The organism is Thioalkalivibrio sp. ALJ21, assembly GCF_000378605.1.
Lineage (GTDB): Bacteria > Pseudomonadota > Gammaproteobacteria > Ectothiorhodospirales > Ectothiorhodospiraceae > Thioalkalivibrio.
In genome coordinates, this window is the sequence record NZ_KB905155.1 from 1,155,893 (window position 1) to 1,174,398 (window position 18,506).

The 18,506-nt window shown below is 66.3% G+C and carries 13 protein-coding genes and 2 riboswitches; of the genes, 3 read left to right on the top strand and 10 right to left on the bottom strand.

All coding sequences use genetic code 11. The annotated features are described in order from the left end of the window. Nucleotides 1-10 precede the first annotated feature (10 nt). Nucleotides 11-832 carry a zinc ABC transporter permease subunit ZnuB gene (gene znuB / locus F579_RS0105410; RefSeq protein ID WP_019025140.1) on the bottom strand — a complete coding sequence of 274 codons (822 nt, stop codon included), beginning with the start codon at nucleotides 830-832 and terminating at the stop codon, nucleotides 11-13. Then, nucleotides 829-1,659: a zinc ABC transporter ATP-binding protein ZnuC gene (gene znuC / locus F579_RS0105415; protein WP_019025141.1), complete on the bottom strand. Its 831-nt coding sequence runs from the start codon at nucleotides 1,657-1,659 to the stop codon at nucleotides 829-831. Before znuC ends, znuB begins: the two co-directional genes overlap by 4 nt. 78 nt (nucleotides 1,660-1,737) lie before the next feature. Here znuC and F579_RS0105420 point away from each other — a divergent pair, with 78 nt between their 5' ends. Beyond that, the gene (locus F579_RS0105420) at nucleotides 1,738-2,829 is read left to right on the top strand and encodes a zinc ABC transporter substrate-binding protein ZnuA (protein WP_019025142.1); all 1,092 of its coding nucleotides are present in this window, start codon (nucleotides 1,738-1,740) and stop codon (nucleotides 2,827-2,829) included. Nucleotides 2,830-2,902: 73 nt separating this feature from the next. Here F579_RS0105420 and F579_RS0105425 read toward each other — a convergent pair whose 3' ends face one another. The 8 genes from F579_RS0105425 to F579_RS0105460 form a co-directional block, all read right to left on the bottom strand. Then, nucleotides 2,903-6,448: a PAS domain S-box protein gene (locus tag F579_RS0105425; protein WP_026301115.1), complete on the bottom strand. Its 3,546-nt coding sequence runs from the start codon at nucleotides 6,446-6,448 to the stop codon at nucleotides 2,903-2,905. 40 nt (nucleotides 6,449-6,488) lie between these two features. Then, nucleotides 6,489-8,864, bottom strand: coding sequence for a PAS domain S-box protein (locus F579_RS0105430; RefSeq protein WP_019025143.1), 2,376 nt, complete (start codon nucleotides 8,862-8,864; stop codon nucleotides 6,489-6,491). 229 nt (nucleotides 8,865-9,093) lie between these two features. Continuing rightward, nucleotides 9,094-10,605 (bottom strand): aminomethyl-transferring glycine dehydrogenase subunit GcvPB, encoded by a 1,512-nt coding sequence (gcvPB, locus tag F579_RS0105435; RefSeq protein ID WP_019025144.1) that lies wholly within the window; start codon nucleotides 10,603-10,605, stop codon nucleotides 9,094-9,096. Nucleotides 10,606-10,681: 76 nt separating this feature from the next. Beyond that, on the bottom strand, nucleotides 10,682-11,209 hold the full coding sequence (gene tpx, locus F579_RS0105440; RefSeq protein ID WP_012983084.1) for a thiol peroxidase: 528 nt from the start codon (nucleotides 11,207-11,209) through the stop codon (nucleotides 10,682-10,684). A 50-nt stretch (nucleotides 11,210-11,259) separates the two neighbouring features. Next, nucleotides 11,260-12,618 (bottom strand): aminomethyl-transferring glycine dehydrogenase subunit GcvPA, encoded by a 1,359-nt coding sequence (gcvPA, locus tag F579_RS0105445; protein WP_019025145.1) that lies wholly within the window; start codon nucleotides 12,616-12,618, stop codon nucleotides 11,260-11,262. A 118-nt stretch (nucleotides 12,619-12,736) separates the two neighbouring features. Continuing rightward, entirely contained in the window at nucleotides 12,737-13,129 is a 393-nt protein-coding gene (gene gcvH / locus F579_RS0105450; RefSeq protein ID WP_018137941.1) for a glycine cleavage system protein GcvH, read from the bottom strand. 74 nt (nucleotides 13,130-13,203) lie between these two features. Beyond that, entirely contained in the window at nucleotides 13,204-14,301 is a 1,098-nt protein-coding gene (gene gcvT / locus F579_RS0105455) for a glycine cleavage system aminomethyltransferase GcvT (protein WP_019025146.1), read from the bottom strand. A gap of 274 nt (nucleotides 14,302-14,575) precedes the next feature. Further along, nucleotides 14,576-14,685: riboswitch (glycine riboswitch) on the bottom strand. 1 nt (nucleotide 14,686) lies between these two features. After that, a riboswitch (glycine riboswitch) is annotated at nucleotides 14,687-14,788 on the bottom strand. 172 nt (nucleotides 14,789-14,960) lie between these two features. Beyond that, nucleotides 14,961-15,890, bottom strand: coding sequence for a ZIP family metal transporter (locus F579_RS0105460; protein ID WP_019025147.1), 930 nt, complete (start codon nucleotides 15,888-15,890; stop codon nucleotides 14,961-14,963). A 167-nt stretch (nucleotides 15,891-16,057) separates the two neighbouring features. On the opposite strand from F579_RS0105460, the gene F579_RS0105465 reads away from it, so the two are divergent. Continuing rightward, complete coding sequence (locus F579_RS0105465) at nucleotides 16,058-17,449, top strand: sodium:alanine symporter family protein (protein WP_019025148.1); 1,392 nt, start codon at nucleotides 16,058-16,060, stop codon at nucleotides 17,447-17,449. Beyond that, nucleotides 17,439-18,347: a carboxylating nicotinate-nucleotide diphosphorylase gene (nadC, locus tag F579_RS0105470; RefSeq protein WP_019025149.1), complete on the top strand. Its 909-nt coding sequence runs from the start codon at nucleotides 17,439-17,441 to the stop codon at nucleotides 18,345-18,347. The genes F579_RS0105465 and nadC overlap by 11 nt, the downstream gene beginning before the upstream one ends. Nucleotides 18,348-18,506 lie beyond the last annotated feature (159 nt).

The following is an 18,506-nucleotide window of genomic DNA, read 5'->3' on the forward strand; positions in this document are numbered from 1 at the left end:
GCTCCGTTGCTCAGCGCCCGCCGAACTGGGGCAGCAGACGCGCGGGCAGCAGGTGGACCAGGATAAAGCCCAGCATCGCGGCGACGACGATCGTCGGCCCGGTCGGGGTGTCGTACTGGAACGAACCCCAGACGCCGGCGATGACCACCAGCATGCCGATCACGCCGGCCAAGAACGCCATCTGCTCCGGCGTCGACGCGAAACGCCGGGCGCTCGCGGCCGGGATGATCATCAACGCCGTGATCAGCAACACGCCCACCACCTGCATCGCGGCCGCGATCACCAGCGCGATCAGCAGCATCAGCCCCAGGCGCACGGCCAGCACCGGTACGCCCTCGACCCGCGCCAGTTCCTCGTGCACGGTCAGCGCCAACAGCGGCCGCCAGAGCAGCACCAGCAGCAACAGCGCAATGCCACCGCCGATCGCAATCGCCACCAGATCGCTCGTACCCACTGCGAGGATGTCGCCGAACAGGTAGGCCATCAGATCCACCCGCAGGCCCTCGATAAAGGTGACCGCCACGATCCCCAGCGACAACGCGCTGTGCGCAAGGATCCCCAGCAGCGTGTCCGAGGCGAGCTCCTGACGGCGCTGGAGGATCACCAGCAGCACCGCGATCGCAACACAGACGATGGTCACCATCAGGTTGAGATTCATCCCCAGCAGGAACCCAAGCGCCACCCCCAGCAGGGCGGAGTGCGAGATCGTGTCGCCGAAATAGGCCATCCGCCGCCAGACCACGAAGGCACCCAGCGGCCCGGCCACGGCCGCCACCATCAGCCCTGCCAGCACCGCGCGGAACAGGAAGTCGTCCAGCCAGGCTTCGATCATCGTTTCGGCGTTCCCTGTCCGTGATGGTGGGCGTGGCCACAGCCGTGCGACCCGCCCGTTCCGTTTTCGTCCAGATCATGCACCTCGCCGTGCAGGTCGTGGACATGGTTGTGGTCATGCTTGTAGATACCGATCCCCTGCACATCGGCGGTGGGGAACAGGCGTTGGTACTCCGGGTGGCGCGAGACCTCCTCCGGCCGGCCGGTACAGCAGACGTGCTGGTTCAGGCAGATCACGGCATCGGCACCCGCCATCACCAGGTGCAGGTCATGCGAGACCATCAGCACCCCGCAGCCCGTCTCGCGCCGGATGTCGTCGATCAGGCGAAAGACCTCGCCCTGTCCGACGATATCCACGCCCTGCGCCGGCTCGTCCAGCACCAGCAGATTGGGCCGGTTGAGCAACGCGCGGGCCAGCAACACGCGTTGCATCTCGCCCCCGGACAGGGACTGCACCGGCTTGTCCAGCAGATGCGGGACACCCACTCGCTCCAGGTGGGCCACCAGCTCGGCCCTTGGCGCGCGCTGGCGCAGCGTCAGGAATCGCCGCACCGACAGCGGCAGCACCGGCTCGATCTGCAATCGTTGTGGCATGTAGCCGATGCGCAGTCCACGACGGCGCTTCACCTGCCCCCGCGTCGGCTGCCACAGGCCCAGCAATACACGAAGCAACGAAGTCTTGCCCGCGCCGTTGGGGCCAATCACCACCGCCACCTCGGCCGGCGGGATCTGCACCGAGACCCGGTCGAGAATCAGCTTGCCCCCACGCTCCAGGGAGATATCACGGGCGTCCAGCAGCGGGCTGTGGTCCGATTCCGGTGCGGACATGGTGGCGGGGCTTCCCTTGTTCATGTTGATATACTATAACGTTCTCTAATTCCGATCCGACACCCTGGAGACCCTGCCATGCACTCGCGCCCGCGCCACCCCTTCGGGATTTCGCTGACGGTCAGCCTGCTGGCCATCCTGGGCCTCCTGCTCCCGGGCATGGCCATGGCAGACAAGCCGCGCATCGTCGCGACTATTCTACCGATTCACAGCATCGTCGCCGCCCTCGGCGAGGACGCCTTCGAAGTGGAGCTGCTGGTCCCCGCCACGGCTTCGCCTCATGGGTACTCCATGCGCCCGTCCGAGGCGCGCCGTCTGCAGAACGCGGACATGGTGGTCTGGGTCGGCCCGGATCTCGAGACCTTTCTGGAGCGCCCGCTCCGGCGTGCCGGCGGCCGCGAAATCATCAGCCTGATGGACGACCTCGACCTGGACCTGAAGCCGACGCGCGAAGGGGGCGTCTGGGAGCATCACCACGACCACAGGGACGATGATCACAGCCACGGCAACCATGACCACGGCCACAACGGCCATGGCCACGACGACCACGGACACTCCGAAGACGATCATGGCCACAGCAACCATGACCACCACCATGATCACGGCCACCACGACGAGTCCCACGGGCACGACCATGATCACCATCACGGCGACTACGATGCCCATATCTGGCTCTCGCCCGCGGTGGTACGCGCGATCACCGAGCAGCTCGCCGACAAGCTGATGCAATGGGATCCGGAACGCGCCGAGACCGTGGAGGCCAACCGCGACGCCCTGCTCGAACGCATCGACGATCTGGACGGACGGCTTGCAGAACAGCTCGAGCCGGTACGCGACCAGGCCTTCATCGTCTTCCACGACGCCTACCAGTACTTCGAGCAGCACTACGGACTGAACGCCGCCGGTTCGATCAGCATCGATCCCTCGCGCAGCCCGGGCCCACGCCGCATCAGCGAACTGCGCGAGCGTGTCGCCGACGGCGACGTGGTCTGCCTGTTCACCGAACCGCAGTTCCGTCCGGCCCTGGCCGAGACCGTGGCCGAAGGCACCGATACACGGCTCGGCGTGCTGGATCCGGTCGGTGCCGAGCTTGAGCCCGGGACGAATGCCTGGTTCGAGCTGATGCAGAACATGGCGGACGGCTTTGCCGACTGCCTGGGGAAAGGATAAGCCGCCGGGTCACCCAAAGCGGTGCGTTTCGCTGCGCTCAACGCACCCTACAAGGTGGCTAACGGCCCTGGGTTCATGCAGTCGTTTCGGGCAGGGTGGCCAGCGCCACACGGTTGCGGCCCTCGCCCTTGGCGCGATAAAGCGCCGCGTCGACCCGGCGCAGCAATCCGCTACGCGGCTCGCCCGGGCAGAAGGCCGCCACACCGAGACTGATCGTGACGCGACCCGCCTCCGGAAAGTCATGCTCCTCCACCCGCGCCCGCATGGTCTCCGCGACCCGCGTGGCATCTGTCTCTTTGGTACCCGGCAGCAGGACCATGAATTCCTCGCCGCCCCAGCGCCCGAGCACGTCGGCATCGCGCAGACGTTCGCCGATCACACGAGTGACCTCCTGCAGCACGACATCCCCCACCGCATGGCCGAAGGTGTCGTTGACCCGCTTGAAGTGATCGAGATCGAACATCACCAGGGCAAATGGCGCCCCGTAGCGCTCGGCACGCGCCAGCTCGCGATTGAGCAACGTCTCGAAGTAGTGGCGGTTGGCCACACCGGTCAGGCGATCGTAATAGGCCTGGCGCTTCAGCTCGGCATTGGCGCGCTGCAGTTCCAGCTCCACATGCTTGAGGTCGGTGATATCCACCGCAGCCCCGGCCACTCGGGTCACTCGGCCGTCCCCGTCCAGCACCTGGTAACGGTGTACATGTATCCAGCGTTCAGCACCATCCGGTCGGCGCAAGCGGAAGGTATCCTCGACGTGAGCCCCCTTCATGGGATCGTTCAGGAACTGACGCTCCACGCGATCGCGGTCTTCCGGGTGCACGGCCTCCAGCATCGAACGCGGATCGCGGTAGAGGCGATCCCGGCTTTGCCCCCAGATCCGCTCGAAGGCCGGATTTACGTACAGGATCCCGCCTTCGTCCTGTAGCCAGAACACCTCGTTCACACTGCCCGCCAGCTGCCGGAAGCGCGCCTCGCTCTCGCGCAGGGCCTCCTCCACCGCCTTGCGCTGCGAGAGGTCGCGCAGGATGGTCGACACCTGCCGGATCTCGCCCTGATCGTCGCGGCGAACGATGATCACCTGAGACACCGGGACCTCGCGTCCCTCACCGTCCAGTATGGCCGTCTCGCCTTCCCAGGCACCGTCCCGCATCGCAATCGGGGCGGCCTCGCTCAGGATGCGCTCGGCCGCCCAGGGGGGGTGGAACCGCTGCACGGCGGTCTCGATGGAACGGGCCTCGGACGGGAGGCCCCAGGTATTCCAGCCGTCTTCGGGCGTCCACGGTTCGCCCGTCATGGGCGGCAGACCCAACAGGCGGCGACCGGCGGCATTCAGGAACTGCATATCGCCCGCGGGCCCATGCATGGCGACCACGTCGGGCGTATGTTCCAGGATCCCGACCAGACGGCGCTGGCTGTCCTCCAGGGCGCGCCGCTCGGTCACATCCTGCACGGTACCCACCAGACACAGCCCTGCCTGTGCCTGACCCGCCTCGCGCGCCCCGCGGACATGCACGATCCGTTCAACCCCATCCGGCCGCACGATGCGAAAATGGAAATCGCAGTCACCCGTATCCAGGGCGGATTGCAACGTGGCTCGAACCGCAGAACGATCTTCAGCGTGGACCACACTGAAAAAGCGTGCACCGGTGACCTCGCCCTGACTGCGAGCCAGACCCAGTATTCGATAGAACTCGTCCGAGCCGCGCGCGCGATCCGTGCGCACATCCCAGTACCAGCTCCCGACATGGGCGATCCGCTGGGCCTCGGCGAGTTCCCGGCCCCGCTCGCGCAGGGCCTCTTCCATCTCCACCTGCTCGCTGATGTCGATCATCATGCCGTACCAGGCGATACCACCGTCCGGGCGTGCCTCGGGCGTCGAACGGCCCTCGACCCAGATCGTCCCGCGCTGCGGGTGGCGAACGCGGAAGCGGACCTGCCACGGCTCCATGGAACGCGCCGACTCCTCGATGCTGGCCTGGATGCGAGGCATGTCGTCCGGGTGGACCCTTGCGAAGGCCTCATCCGCACTCCCCTGAACCATATCGGGGCTCAAGCCGAACACGCGTCGCACCCCGTCGCTAAAGAACGGGAAGGCGTGCCGGCCATCCGGGTACAGACGGTACTGGTAGATCGCCCCGGGCAAGTGGGCGGTCGCCTTGGTCAGGTGGGCCTCGCGCTCCATCCGGGCCGTCTGGTCCTGGAACGAGACGACCGCACCATCGACCCGACCGGCTGCATCAAGCGTCGGCGCCGCAAAGACCCTTACCGGAAACTGCGAGCCATCGGTCCGCACGAAATAGTCGTCCCAGGGCTCGCACGACTGTCCCGCATCGAGGACCCGCTGGATTGGGCAGGCCTCCACGGGATAGACCGTCCCGTCCATCAGTGAGTGATGGTTGGTCGAATGTGCGTCCCGGCCGAGCGCCTCGGCCTCCCGTTCGAAACCCAGCAAACGGCAGGCCGCCGGATTGAGAAAGGTATAGCGCCCGTAACGGTCCAGTCCGAAGACACCTTCCGCCAGACTCGCCAGAAGGTGATTCTGAAAGGCCTCGGCCGCGCGCACCTCGGTGACATCCTCGATCACGCCATCGAACACGGGCTCGCCGTCCTCGCCGTGGCTGCGATACGCGGTCACGCGCGCCCGAAAGGCCCGACCACGCAGTGTTTGCAGGTCGAGTTCGCGCCCGACCACGCGACCGTGCATCTCCAGATCGCGGCTGAAGGCCTCGCGCGCGTCCGGGTCGCGATACAGTGCCTGGACCGGGGTTGCTCGCAGTTGCGCCTCGGACTCCGCTTCAAAGAGGGCCACCATCGCCGGATTGAGCCAGACAAAGCGGCCTTCAGGCCCGGACGTGTTGCGATAGACCCCCACCGGCAGGCGTCGGAACACCCCCCCGTAGAACTCCAACTCGCGCTCGTAGCGCCGGGCCTCGGAGACGTCGTGAACAATCGAATACAGGTAGGTGGTTCCGTCCAGCACCACCGGGCCGGAGTACACCTCGACCTCCCGAATCTCGCCCCCCTGGATGCGATGGCGGAACCGGAAATACCGGCGCTCCTCGCTCCTGGCACGCTGCATCTCGACCTGCACGTCTTCCGCCGACAGCGTGTTGATGTCCTGGATGTGCATGCCCTTGAGGGTGTCGGCTGGATAGCCGTAGAAGCTCACCGCGGCGGGGTTGGCATCGACAATCCGGCCATCCGCCGGGTCAATCAGCAGCTTCGGTGCGGTATTGGCGGTAAAGGTCTGCTCGTAGACCTGGGCTGCGGAATCGCCCTCGGGCCTGCGCTGAACGGTCACGACGCGCCCATCGTCATCCGGCACCAGCGTCAACGAACACGAAAGGGAGGCCCCCTCGGGTGCATCCGGCGCGCTCATGACCACGTTCAGGGTCACCTCGGATGCGGCCGAACGCTGCAAGGCATCCGCCAGCGGTGGCCGCTGTTCAGGCGCGATGCAGTCGGCGAGGGCAATGCCCCGCAGATCATCCGGCGAACAGTCGAGCCATTCCGCCAGGCGACCATTGACGGTACGGATAAATCCCACGGCGTCCAGCCGGACCAGGCCGACCGCAATGCGTTCGAGTTGGATGGGGTCGGCGCTTTCGGTGCTCACCATTCCGCTTACCCTGCTCCGGACCTGGGGCCCGATGGAATCCTTATGCACTCAGCCGCACGACCCGGTTGCGCCCGCCCTTCTTGGCCGCATACATGGCCTCGTCGGCACGCTTCACCCAGTCCTTGACGGGCTCGCCGGGCCGGTACTCCGCGACCCCCAGACTGATCGTGACAAGGCCCACACAGGGGAAGGTTGTGGTAGTGACCTGCTCGCGCAGCTGTTCGGCCACATGCTGACCACGTTTTGCGTCCGTTCCGGGCAGTAGGACCACGAATTCCTCCCCGCCCCAGCGTCCCAGTATGTCGGCCTCGCGCAGACGGCCCTCCAGGGCATGCACCAAGCAGCGCAGGACCTCGTCGCCCACTTCATGACCGAAGGTATCATTGATGCGCTTGAAATGATCAATATCGAGCAGCAGTAGCGAACAGGGGTGCTCGTAACGCTGCGCGCGGCGTGCCTCCTGTTCCAGCAAAGTTTCGAAATAGCCGCGGTTGGCGGCATCGGTCAGGGGGTCGTAAAAGGCCTGGTGTTCGAGCGCCGCCTCGAGTTCTTTTTGCCGCGTGATGTCGTGGAACATTGCGATGTAGTACTCGATCTCGCCCCGCTCATCGCGGATCGCGGTAACGATCTCGTGCAGCGGGAAGATCTCGCCATCCTTGCGACGGTTCCAGATCTCGCCCTCCCAGTGCCCCGTCTCGCGCACCGTGCGGAACATCTGCTCGTAGAAGTCGCGGTCCTGGCGCCCGGAGTTCAGGATGCGCGGGTTCGCGCCCACCGCCTCCTCTTCGGAGTATCCCGTTAGCTGCGTAAACGTTGTGTTCACGCGCTGGATGGTGCCCGCGACATCGGTGATAAAGATGGCCTGACTGGTCTCGAACGTCGCCGCCAGCAGGCGTTGCTCCTGTTCCAGGTGGTGTTGCTCGGTGATGTCCTGCACCGTGCCCACCATGCGCTCGGGCATGCCACAGGGGCTGAATTCGACCGAACCGCGCTCGCGCACGACGCGTTCGGTGCCGTCCGGACGCACGATGCGGTGCGTCACATCAAACTGCTCCAGACCGGCCAGAGCACGGTCCACCGCGGCCTGGACACGCTCGCGGTCCTCCGGATGGACGGCCTGCATGAAGGCCCCGTGCGTGCCTTCCCAGCGGGATCGCTCCATCCCGAAGATGCGATAGACCTCGTCGGACCAGCGGATCTCGTTCTTCAGAAAATCGCTGACCCAGTTGCCGACATGGGCGATGCGCTGCGCCAGGGCCAGCTCCTGCTCGCTGCGGTGCAGCGCCTGCTCGGCGCGCACCCGCTGCGTGATATCCAGGATCACGCCGTGCCACAGCACGCTGCCGTCGTCCAGGGCCTCCGGACTCGCATGGCCTTCCAGCCAGATCTCGCCACGTTCGGGGCGCAACACACGATAGCGCTGCAGCCAGGGCTCCAGCGAGCGCATCGATGCCTCGATGCTCGCCCGGATGCGGTCGACATCCTCCGGGTGGATCACCCGGAAAACGGCCTCGGCATCGCGCATCGCCTCCTCGGGGGCAATACCGAACACATCGGTCATGCCCTCGCTGGCGTAGGGGTAGCAGGCGCGCCCGTCGGGATGCTGGCGGTACTGATAGATCACACCGGGCAGGTTGTGGGCGATCTTCTCCAGATGGCGTTCGGTCTCGACCCGCGCGCCGACGTCCTGAAAAGCCCCGACCAGTTCGACAACCTTGCCCGCCTCGTCACGCACGGCGGTGATCTGGTCCTCCAGCCACTGCCAGTGACCACTGGGCATGCGCTGGCGATAATTCAGGCGGCAGAACCCGCGCGCCCCATCGGCCATCCAGCGCCGAACCTGACTGGCACAGCGGCGATAGTCATCGGGCGCGATATGGCAAGGCAGCCAGTCGGGCGTCGAGCTGATCTGTTCCGGGGTCCAGCCGGTCACGGTCACCGCGTTGCGGCTGAGCCAGGTCATGGTGCCCAGATCGTCCGGAGCCATGGTGTAAATCACCGCCGGGCTGGCACGCAGCAGGGTATCCATGCGCTGCTCGGTCTGCTTGCGCGCCTCGATGTCGGCAAAGGCCGCCAGCAGGGCCTCGGGGCCGTCGGAAGTCGCGGGGATACGGCTGATGCTGATCTCTACCCAGCGGGCAAGGCCCGTGGCATCCACCAGGCGCACCTCTACCTGGCAGTTGGAGCAACCACCATCGAGCAGATCACGGCGCCGCGCCTCACAGGGCTCGACATCCTCGGGAGACAGGCGCTCGCGCAACCATCCCCCGGCCAGATCCCCGGGGTCACAAGCCAACATCTCCCCAAGGCGCGGATTGGCGCGCAGGATGCGGCCCTCCGTGTCCATCTCGGCCAGCCCCACCGGGGCGTGTTCGAATAGCGCGGCATACCCATGGACCGCACAAATCTCGGTCATTCCTTGTCCTTGCCCGTCACGAAAAGGCCTGCCTGGCCTTTCCTCCCCCCTGTTGAGAGAACCCACGGACGTGGTGATGAATTCCAATAATCGGTCTAAAACTTACCACAATGATCGGGATTATTTCGCGCCCGACACGAATATCGAGACCTGCAGGGCGCAAAAAAACGCCCCCCGGGAACCGAGGGGCGTTGACAGATCAGCAGACGACAGCGAGTGGCGTAGCTAGCTAGCCGCTGGTGCCAGTGCGCGGTGCGGGCTCGCCCTCCTCCGCACTCGGCTCCTGGTACACCACATCCAGCGCCTTGGCCGCTGCCACCTCGTTGAAGCGGCGGTTCGGCAGGTTGTGCGGCGATGCCTTGATGGTATCGATGTCGCGACCGGCCTCTTCCAGGATCGCGGCCATCGCCTCGACGAAGCCGTCCAGCGTCTCTTTCGACTCGGTCTCGGTCGGCTCGACCAGCAGGCACTCCGGCACCAGCAACGGGAAGTAGGTCGTCGGCGCATGGTAGCCGTGGTCCAGCAGGCGCTTGGCGACGTCCCCCGCAGTCAAGCCCAGTTCCTTCGCCTGCTTCTTCAGCGTAACGATGAACTCGTGGGTCGCACGGCGCTCGGGATAAGCCAGGTCGAACCCGGCGCTCTCCAGTTCGCGCGCCAGGTAGTTGGCGTTCAGTGTGGCGAACTCGGACACGCGCTGCATGCCCTCGCGCCCCAGCATGCGCATGTAGACATAGGCGCGCAGCAGCACCCCGGCGTTGCCGGCAAACGCGGACAGGCGGCCGATGGTCTCGGGATAGTCCGTCTCGGTGGCAAAACGGTAGCCACCCTCGCCGTTCTCGATCACGTGCGGCACCGGCAGGTACGGCAGCAGGCGCTCGCCGACACCGACCGCACCGGAACCCGGACCGCCCCCGCCATGCGGCGTGGAGAAGGTCTTGTGCAGGTTCATGTGGATCACGTCGAACCCCATGTCGCCCGGGCGCACCTTGCCGAGGATCGCGTTCAGGTTGGCGCCGTCGTAGTACAGCAGGCCGCCGGCGTCGTGCACGATCTTCGCGATCTCGGAGATACGACGCTCGAACACGCCCACGGTGGACGGGTTGGTCAGCATGATCCCGGCGGTCTGCGGCCCAACGGCCTCCTTCAGCGCCTCGAGGTTCACGTCGCCGCTTGCGTCGGTGGGGATCTCGCGTACCTCGTAGCCGCACATGATTGCGGTGGCCGGATTGGTGCCGTGCGCGGCGTCCGGGACGATGATCTCGCGGCGTTCGCTGTCGCCGCGCGCATCGTGATAGGCGCGGATCATCGCCACCCCGGTGTACTCGCCCTGCGCACCGGCCATCGGCGCCAGCGACACGGCCTTCATGCCGGTCACGTCCTTCAGCATCTCCTGCAGCTCGAACATGGTGTGCAGGAAGCCCTGGCTGTGGCTGGCCGGGGCATGTGGGTGCCGGTTCAGGAAGCCGGGCAGCATGGCCAGGCTGTTACAGGCGCGCGGGTTGTACTTCATCGTGCACGAGCCCAGCGGGTAGAACTCGGTATCGATGGAGAAGTTCTTTTGCGACAACCGCGTGTAGTGACGCACCACATCCAGCTCCGAGGCCGCAGGCAGGCCAGGGGCCGATTTGCGCTGCAGGTTCGCGGGGATGGCGGTCGTGGCATGCGCGCGCGGCGCCTGGGCCACGGCCGAGCGACCGGCACGCGAACGTTCGAAGATCAGATGGTTTTCCGTGGTGTTCATAGCGGTTTCTCGCTTCAGGAATTCGTGGAAGGCGCCGGGGCCTGGTCACCCGGGCCCGGCGCCTGCAGCCCGTCGTTTATTGCGTCGGGCTCAGATCGGCCCGGTCGTCCAGGGCCTTGAAGATGGCGTCGTAGTCCGGCTCCTCGCCGATCTCGGAGACCAGCTCCGCGTGCATCACCAGATTGTCGGTATCCAGCAGCACGACACCGCGGGCGGTGATGCCCTCCAGCGGACCGTCCTGGATCAGCACGCCGTAGTCCTTGGCGAAGTTGCGATCGCGCATCATCGACAGCACGGTCACGCGCTCGAGGTTCTCGGCGGCACAGAAGCGGCCCATCGCGAACGGCAGGTCGGCGGACACCACCAGGATCTCGAGATCCGGGCGCTGCTTGACCATATCCTCGAACTTTTTGGTGGACTCGGCACAGACCGGGGTGTCCAGGCTCGGGACGATCGAGATCAGCTTGCGCTTGTCGCCAAAGTGGGCGAGCGAGACGTCCTCGAGATCTTTGGTCGTCAGCTTGAAATCCGGGGCCGGCGAACCGACGTGCGGCAGATCGCCGTTGGTATGGATCGGATTACCCTTCAGTTTGACTTCGGCCATGGCGTGCCTCCTCAGGCTTGTGGTGTATGGCGCGTCGGGTGCGGCCCGCGTCAGGCGGCCTTCGCCTGCTCGCAGGTCGTCACATACTGCTCCAGATCGGCATCCGTCTTGGTCTCGGTCGCGCAGGCCAGTACGCAGCCGTCGAGCTGGGCGTAGTCGCGGCCGAGCTGGTAACCGGCCAACACGCCGGCGTCGGCCATCGCCTGCACGCGACTCGCGGCGTCCCCGCCGAAGTCCAGCGCGACTTCGTGGAAGTACTCGCCGGTAAAGCGCGGCTTGATGCCCTTGGCCGCGAGCTTCTCCACCAGGGCGTGGGTGTTGGCGTAGCAGGCCTCGGCCACGCGGGTCAGGCCCTCGTCACCCAGCATGGACATGTGGATGGTCGCGGCGGTGACCACCAGGCCCTGGTTGGTGCAGATGTTCGAGGTCGCCTTGGAGCGGCGGATGTGCTGTTCGCGAGCCTGCAGCGTCAGCACGTAGCCCGGCTTGCCATCGGCATCCTCGGCGCGGCCGACGATGCGCCCCGGCATCTGCCGGATATGCTTCTTGCGCGTGGTCATGAAGCCGAAGTACGGCCCGCCGGAGGACAGCGGGGCACCCAGCGGCTGGCCCTCGCCCACCACGATATCGACGCCGTTCTCGCCCCACTCGCCCGGCGGCTTCAGCAGCGCCAGCGAGACCGGGTTGACCACGGCGATCACCGGGATCTCGCGCTGCTCGGCCCAGCCGGTGAGTGCATCGACATCTTCCAGGATGCCGAAGAAGTTCGGCTGGGTGATGATCATCGCAGTCACGTCGTCGTCCGCGAACGGCGCCAGTGCCTCGAGCGGCGTCTGGCCGGAGGTCTCGTCGAACGGGATCTCGACCAGCTCGATGCCCTGGTTGCCGATCAGGGTGTGGATCACTCGGCGATAGTCCGGGTGCAGCGCGCCCGGGACCAGCACCTTCTTGCTCTTCGAGCGGCGGTTCACGCGCACGGCCATCAGCACGGCCTCGGCCAGCGCGGAGGCGCCGTCATACAGCGAGGCGTTGGAGGCCTCCATGCCGGTCAGACGGCTGATCATCGTCTGGTATTCGTAGATCAGCTGCAGCGTGCCCTGGCTGGCCTCCGCCTGGTACGGCGTGTAGGCGCTGTAGAACTCGCCACGCGTGGCGATCTGCCACACGGCCGCCGGGATATGGTGCTCGTAGGCCCCGGCGCCGATGAAATTGGACGCCATGCCGTCCCGCGCCGCACGCTCCTGCATCAGGCGCGAGATCGCCATCTCGTTCAGGCCCTCGGGGACCTTTTCGAGCGCCGGCGCGCGCAGCTCTTTCGGGATCTCGTCGAACAGATCCTCGATGGAATCGGCGCCGATGCGGTCGAGCATCGCGCGGATGTCTTCTTCGGTATGCGGGATAAAGGGCATGTCGTACTCGCTTTCGCTACTGCGAAGTTCGGATCGGGCCCCGGGCCGGATGCCCGGGGCGCCTTCTCGCTCCAACCGGGCCGGCTCCGTCAGGAACCGCCCCACCGGGAACGTCGAATCAGGATTCGGCCTCGACGTGCGCGGCGTAGGCGTCGGCGTCCATCAGGGCGTCGAGCTGGCTCGCGTCGGAGGGCTTCATCTTGAACAGCCAGCCCTCGTCAAACGGGGACTCGTTGACCTTCTCGGGGCTGTCGGCCAGTTCTTCGTTGGCCTCGGTCACCTCGCCGGACAGCGGGGCATACACATCCGAGGCGGCCTTGACCGACTCGACCGTCGCGCAGGCGGAACCGGCCTCGACCGAGGCACCCGCCTCCGGGGCCTCCACGAACACGAGATCGCCCAGCAGTTCCTGCGCGTGATCGGTAATGCCGATGGTCACGCTGCCGTCGGCCTCCTGGCGCACCCACTCGTGGCTCTTGGTGTACTTCAGATCCTTCGGTGCTTCGCTCATGACGTCTTCCTTTTTCGTTTGGATCCCGCCTGCGCAGTGTAGTCTGTGGCAGGCGGCATGAGGCAATAAATTCGCTAGCGATTCAGTTCGATCTGCGGTTCGCCGTTGCGCACGAACACGGGCTTGACCACCCGTACCGGCAGCATGCGCCCGCGGATGTCGGCCTGCAGTTCCTCGGCATCCACCGCGGCCGGGATGCGCGCGAACGCAACCGACACGCCGAGGCTCGGCGAGAAACTGCCGGAGGTCACCACGCCGTCGCCGGACGGGGTCTCGATCCGGGTACCGCCGCGCAGCACGCCGCGACCCTCCAGCACCAGCCCGACCATGCGCTCGGACACACCCTCGGCCTTCCACTGCTCGATGGCCTTGCGGCCGACGAAGTCGCGCTCGGGGTCCTTCAGGGCGATGGTCCAGCCGAGATTCGCGGTCAGCGGATTGGTCCGGTCGTCCATGTCCGTGCCGTAGAGGTTCATGCCGGCCTCCAGGCGCAGCGTGTCACGCGCGCCCAGGCCGATCGGGTTCACGCCGGCGTCCTTCAGCTGTTCCCAGAAGCCGTCGGCCTGCTCCGCCGGCAGCATCACCTCGAAGCCGTCCTCGCCGGTATAGCCGGTGCGGGCGACAAACCAGGAGTCGTTCCAGACCGCCGAGAACGGCTTGAGATCGCCGGCCGCGCGCAAGTCTTCCGGCAGCAGCGGCAGCGTCTTCTCCACCGCCTGCGGGCCCTGGATCGCGATCAGCGCGAACTCCGGGCGCGGCTCGACGTTCACGTCGAAGTCCTTCGCCACCTGCTGCATGTGGGCGATATCGCCCTCGGCCGTCGCGGCGTTGACCACGGCGCGGTAGCTGTCGCCCCCGGTCCAGTAGATGATCAGGTCGTCGATCACGCCGCCAGCCTCGTTCAGCATGCAGCTGTACAGGGCGCGGCCCTCGGTCTTCAGCTTGGCGACATCGTTGGCCAGCAGGTAGCGCAGGAAGGCCTGCGCCTGCGGGCCGTGGATATCGACGACCTGCATGTGCGAGACATCGAACATGCCGGCCCCGGCGCGCACCATCTTGTGCTCCTCCATCTGGGAGCCGTAGTGCAGCGGCATCTCCCAGCCGGCGAAGTCGACCAGCTTGGCCCCGGCGCGCTGGTGCGCGGCGTGAAGCGGCGTTTTCTTCAGACTCATCTTTGTCGCCTTGCGTCTTTTGTGAGGCGCTGAACAAAGCCATCCTGGCTTTATCAGCGCACGCGGCGCTACAAACGCGGTTTGCAGCTTGCTTCGGAACCAACCCCTACGGTGTCGGTTCCGGCGGCACGTCCCTGTGCCGCAGGGAAACGCCGATCAATCAGCGTTTCCCAGTTCGTGAGACGGACCGCCTGCCGGCCCGACGCGGCCCCTGCCATACACGCGGCGCGTACGCGGGGCATAAAAAAAGGGCGGCCAGCAGGGTCTACCTGCCAGCCGCCCCTCTGTCCTGAAACCTGAGAGTTTGCGCCGTGCCAGCGATTGTTCGCTGCAGGGCCGCCCCCTTCGGTGGGCCGTCGCCGGCCGCTCTCCAGAGTGTGTCTCCTGCACCGTTCCGGTCCGGTAGCCTGAGCGATTCCGGGCGGATGTTGCGCCTTCGGCGTCTGCCAATCGACTCGCGATCGCAGATCTCTTCCAGAACGGTGTGCGGGCATTGTCGGGCACCCGCAGACGAAATTAATTGTACACCCAAATATCTCCTTCGCGAAAGCCCGGACGGGTGGCGGCGACTTTTCGGCGGCGGGCTTGTGACCCACCTGGACCTCAGGGGCACTGCCACTGCAAGCCTCGCAAGGACAGTGCTGGAGCCCGCACCAGCGCTACAGCGCCAGGTCGATCGCCAGGAGCGCGACGAAGCCGACCAGCACGCCGACGGTCGCCTGGGCCTCGTGCCCCTTGCGGTGCGATTCGGGGATGATCTCGTGGCTGATCACGAACAGCATTGCCCCCGCGGCGAAGGCCAGCCCCCAGGGCAGCAGGAACTCCATCAGCGTGATCGCGCCGGCCCCAATCAGTCCGCCGATCGGCTGCACCAACCCGGTCAGCAGGGTCACGCCGAACGCGGCCCACTTGCTGTAGCCCAGCGAGAGCAGCGCAATCGCCACCACCAGCCCTTCCGGGATGTTCTGCAGACCGATCGCGATCGCCAGGGTGATGCCATCGCTGACATCGTCGCCGCCGAAGCCGACCCCGACGGCCAGCCCCTCCGGCAGGTTGTGCAGCGCGATCGCGAAGATGAACAGCCAGACACGCCGGATCTTCGCGGGGTCGGCCCCGCTTTGCGGACCGATATGGAAGTGTTCGTGCGGGACCAGCTTGTGCAGCGCCAGCAACGCCCCGCCGCCCAGGGCCATACCCACCGACAGCACCAGGATCGCCATGCCGACCCCGCCGTACTGAACTTCGGCGTGCTCCACCGAAGGCAGCACGAGTTCGAAAGCGGTGGCCGAGAGCATAACCCCGGCCCCGAAGCCCATCATCGCGTCCTCGACCGACTGGCTGATCCGGCGCAGGAAAAAGATCGGAATCGCGCCCACAGCCGTCATCAGGCCGGCAACAAAGCTCGCCAGCAGGCCGATCTGCAGGGTGCTCATACCCGCAATGCGCCCTTCCAGGGTCGGCCAGATCATACTGACCAGCCAGATGAACGCGGCCAGTGCAATCAGTGATCCGACCAGAAAGATCCGCGGGACGGGCTTGGCCGAATCGACATCGCCCTGATGACTCGGCTGTTCTCGATCCTGCGTCATGTTCCCTCCCTGAGATCCATTCCCTTGGCTGTTGAGAAGGCGCGATTTCGCCCCGGTTCCCGCACGTTTTCTATCGCGGCATTCGAGTTTTCCTATCGTCAACGCGGAAAAGGCGCGGTACATTCGCCCGGAGTGCCCACTGCATGCCCGGCAAAAGGACCTTCGCGATGCTCGATACCCTCGACCAGTTCCTCGGTGACACCGCCAGCCTCCTGTGGGGCAACCCGATCACGCTGATCCTGCTGCTGGGCACAGGACTCTACCTGACCATCCGCCTGGGACTGGTCCAGGTCGTCGCCTTCCGCCAGGGCTGGCGCGCGCTGCGCGGCACCGACGGGCGTGCCGGTGGCGCTGGCCAGATCTCGCCATTCCAGGCCCTGTCCACGGCCCTCTCCGGCACCATCGGGACCGGGAACATCGCCGGCGTGGCCACGGCCATTGCCCTCGGTGGCCCCGGCGCACTCTTCTGGATGTGGGTGACCGCCTTCTTCGGCATGGCAACCAAATTCGCCGAGACCACGCTTGCCGTGCGCTACCGCGAGGTGGGGCCGGACGGCACCATCGCCGGTGGCCCGATGTTCACCCTGCTGCACGGCCTGAAGATGAAGAAGATGGCGATCCTGTTCGCCGCCTTCACCCTGATCGCCTCGTTCGGCATCGGCAATATGGTGCAGGCGAACTCGGTGGTCGACGGCCTGACGTTCATGGTCCCGAACCTGCGGGCGGATGACGACATCATGGGCTGGATGGCCCTGATCATCGGCCTGACCATGGCCGTGCTGGTCGCGCTGGTGATCATTGGCGGGGTCAAGCGCATTGCGCTGATCGCCTCCGCCATCGTGCCGTTCATGGCCGTGGTGTACATGATCGGCGCGTTCATCGTGATCGTCGCCAACATCGAGGCCGTGCCGGCCGCGGTGGCCACTATCCTGAACCTCGCGCTGAACCCCTGGGCGGCGGGCGGCGGCGCGATCGGTCTGGCCATCCAGTACGGCGTGGCACGCGGCATGTTCTCGAACGAAGCGGGCCTCGGCTCCTCGGCCATGGCCCACGCCGCAGCAAAAAACGGCGACCCGCCCCGCGAAGGCTCGGTCGCAATGCTCGAGCCGTTCATCGACACCATCGTGGTCTGCACCCTGACGGGCTTGGCGATCGTGGTCACCGGCGCCTACATTGACCGCGCCGACGACGTGGTCGGCGCCTCGCTGACCGCCACCGCCTTCAGCACCACGCTGGGGCCGTTCGGCGCGATGGTGGTCGGCTTCAGCCTGATGCTGTTTGCCTTCTCCACGATGATCGCCTGGTCCTACTATGGCGATCGCTCGGCCTACTTCCTGTTCGGCGACCGCGCGGTGATGCCCTATCGTATTGCGTTCGTGATCCTGATCGTCATCGGGGCAACCATCCCGCTGGGCATGGTCTGGAACTTCTCCGACATCGCCAACATCCTGATGGCCGCGCCCAACCTGATCGCGCTGATCCTGCTGGCCGGGCTGGTGAAGAAGCTGCGCGACGACTATGTGGCCGGCCGCCCAATGCCCGATCGCCATGACGGCTGAGCACGAGCACCAGCATGCGCCGCATGACCCGTTCGCCCAGGGCCCGGCACGGCCGGACGCGGCCATGCTGGTGCGCGAGGTCGAGATGGCGCTGGCCGAGGACCTGGGCCCCAACACCCTGACCGGCGACATCACCGCGGCACTGGTACCGGAGGAACGCGTCGCGCGCGCCACCCTGCTGCTGAAAGAGCCCGGCGTGCTGTGTGGCCAGGCGTGGTTCGACCGCGTGTTTGCGAGCCTCGCACCCGAGATCCGTATCGACTGGCTCGTCGCCGAGGGCACGGCCCTTGAACCGGACGGAGCGCAGCCCGTCGCCACGCTCGAAGGCCCGGCCCGCGCCGTACTGGCAGCCGAGCGCGCCGCGCTCAACCTGCTGCAGACGCTGTCCGGGACCGCCACCGAGACCGCCCGTTGGGTCGCCCGCCTGGGCGATGCCCACAGCCGCATCCTCGACACCCGCAAGACACTGCCGGGCCTGCGTCACGGGCAGAAATACGCCGTGCGCATCGGCGGCGGCTACAACCATCGCCTCGGGCTATGGGATGCCGTGCTCATCAAGGAGAACCACATCGCCGCCTGTGGCTCGATCGCGGCCGCCGTGGAGCGCGCCCGCGCGCTCGGGGCCGGGCGCTGGGTGGAGGTGGAAACCGAGAACCTGGACGAGGTCGAACAGGCGCTGGCCGCGGGCGCCGACGTGATCATGCTGGATGAACTCTCGCGGGACGACCTCGCCACCGCCGTGCAGCGCATCCGGGGGCGGGCCATCTCCGAGGCCTCGGGCGGGGTCACGCCGGACAGCCTCTCCGAGATCGCGGCCACCGGTGTCGACTACATCTCGGTCGGTGCCCTGACCAAGCACGTCCGCGCTATCGACTTCTCCCTGCGCCTCGACTCGTAACCGCTTCGCGCCAAATCACGCTGCTAGCCGATCTCCGGCTTCGTGCACCGCAGTGGCCGGCCCTGGTTCGTCGTCGGTGTTTATGTGCCTTCGGTCCGCCGCCTGCCTGCGCTGCCGAAACAGCGCTTGGCAGGCGGCAAGACGAAGCCACCGTAAACA

Coding starts and splice junctions, on each gene's coding strand:
- znuB (WP_019025140.1), bottom strand. CDS start 832: ATGATCGAAGCCTGGCTGGACGACTTCCTGTTCCGCGCGGTGCTGGCA.
- znuC (WP_019025141.1), bottom strand. CDS start 1,659: ATGTCCGCACCGGAATCGGACCACAGCCCGCTGCTGGACGCCCGTGAT.
- F579_RS0105420 (WP_019025142.1), top strand. CDS start 1,738: ATGCACTCGCGCCCGCGCCACCCCTTCGGGATTTCGCTGACGGTCAGC.
- F579_RS0105425 (WP_026301115.1), bottom strand. CDS start 6,448: ATGGTGAGCACCGAAAGCGCCGACCCCATCCAACTCGAACGCATTGCG.
- F579_RS0105430 (WP_019025143.1), bottom strand. CDS start 8,864: ATGACCGAGATTTGTGCGGTCCATGGGTATGCCGCGCTATTCGAACAC.
- gcvPB (WP_019025144.1), bottom strand. CDS start 10,605: ATGAACACCACGGAAAACCATCTGATCTTCGAACGTTCGCGTGCCGGT.
- tpx (WP_012983084.1), bottom strand. CDS start 11,209: ATGGCCGAAGTCAAACTGAAGGGTAATCCGATCCATACCAACGGCGAT.
- gcvPA (WP_019025145.1), bottom strand. CDS start 12,618: ATGCCCTTTATCCCGCATACCGAAGAAGACATCCGCGCGATGCTCGAC.
- gcvH (WP_018137941.1), bottom strand. CDS start 13,129: ATGAGCGAAGCACCGAAGGATCTGAAGTACACCAAGAGCCACGAGTGG.
- gcvT (WP_019025146.1), bottom strand. CDS start 14,301: ATGAGTCTGAAGAAAACGCCGCTTCACGCCGCGCACCAGCGCGCCGGG.
- F579_RS0105460 (WP_019025147.1), bottom strand. CDS start 15,890: ATGACGCAGGATCGAGAACAGCCGAGTCATCAGGGCGATGTCGATTCG.
- F579_RS0105465 (WP_019025148.1), top strand. CDS start 16,058: ATGCTCGATACCCTCGACCAGTTCCTCGGTGACACCGCCAGCCTCCTG.
- nadC (WP_019025149.1), top strand. CDS start 17,439: ATGACGGCTGAGCACGAGCACCAGCATGCGCCGCATGACCCGTTCGCC.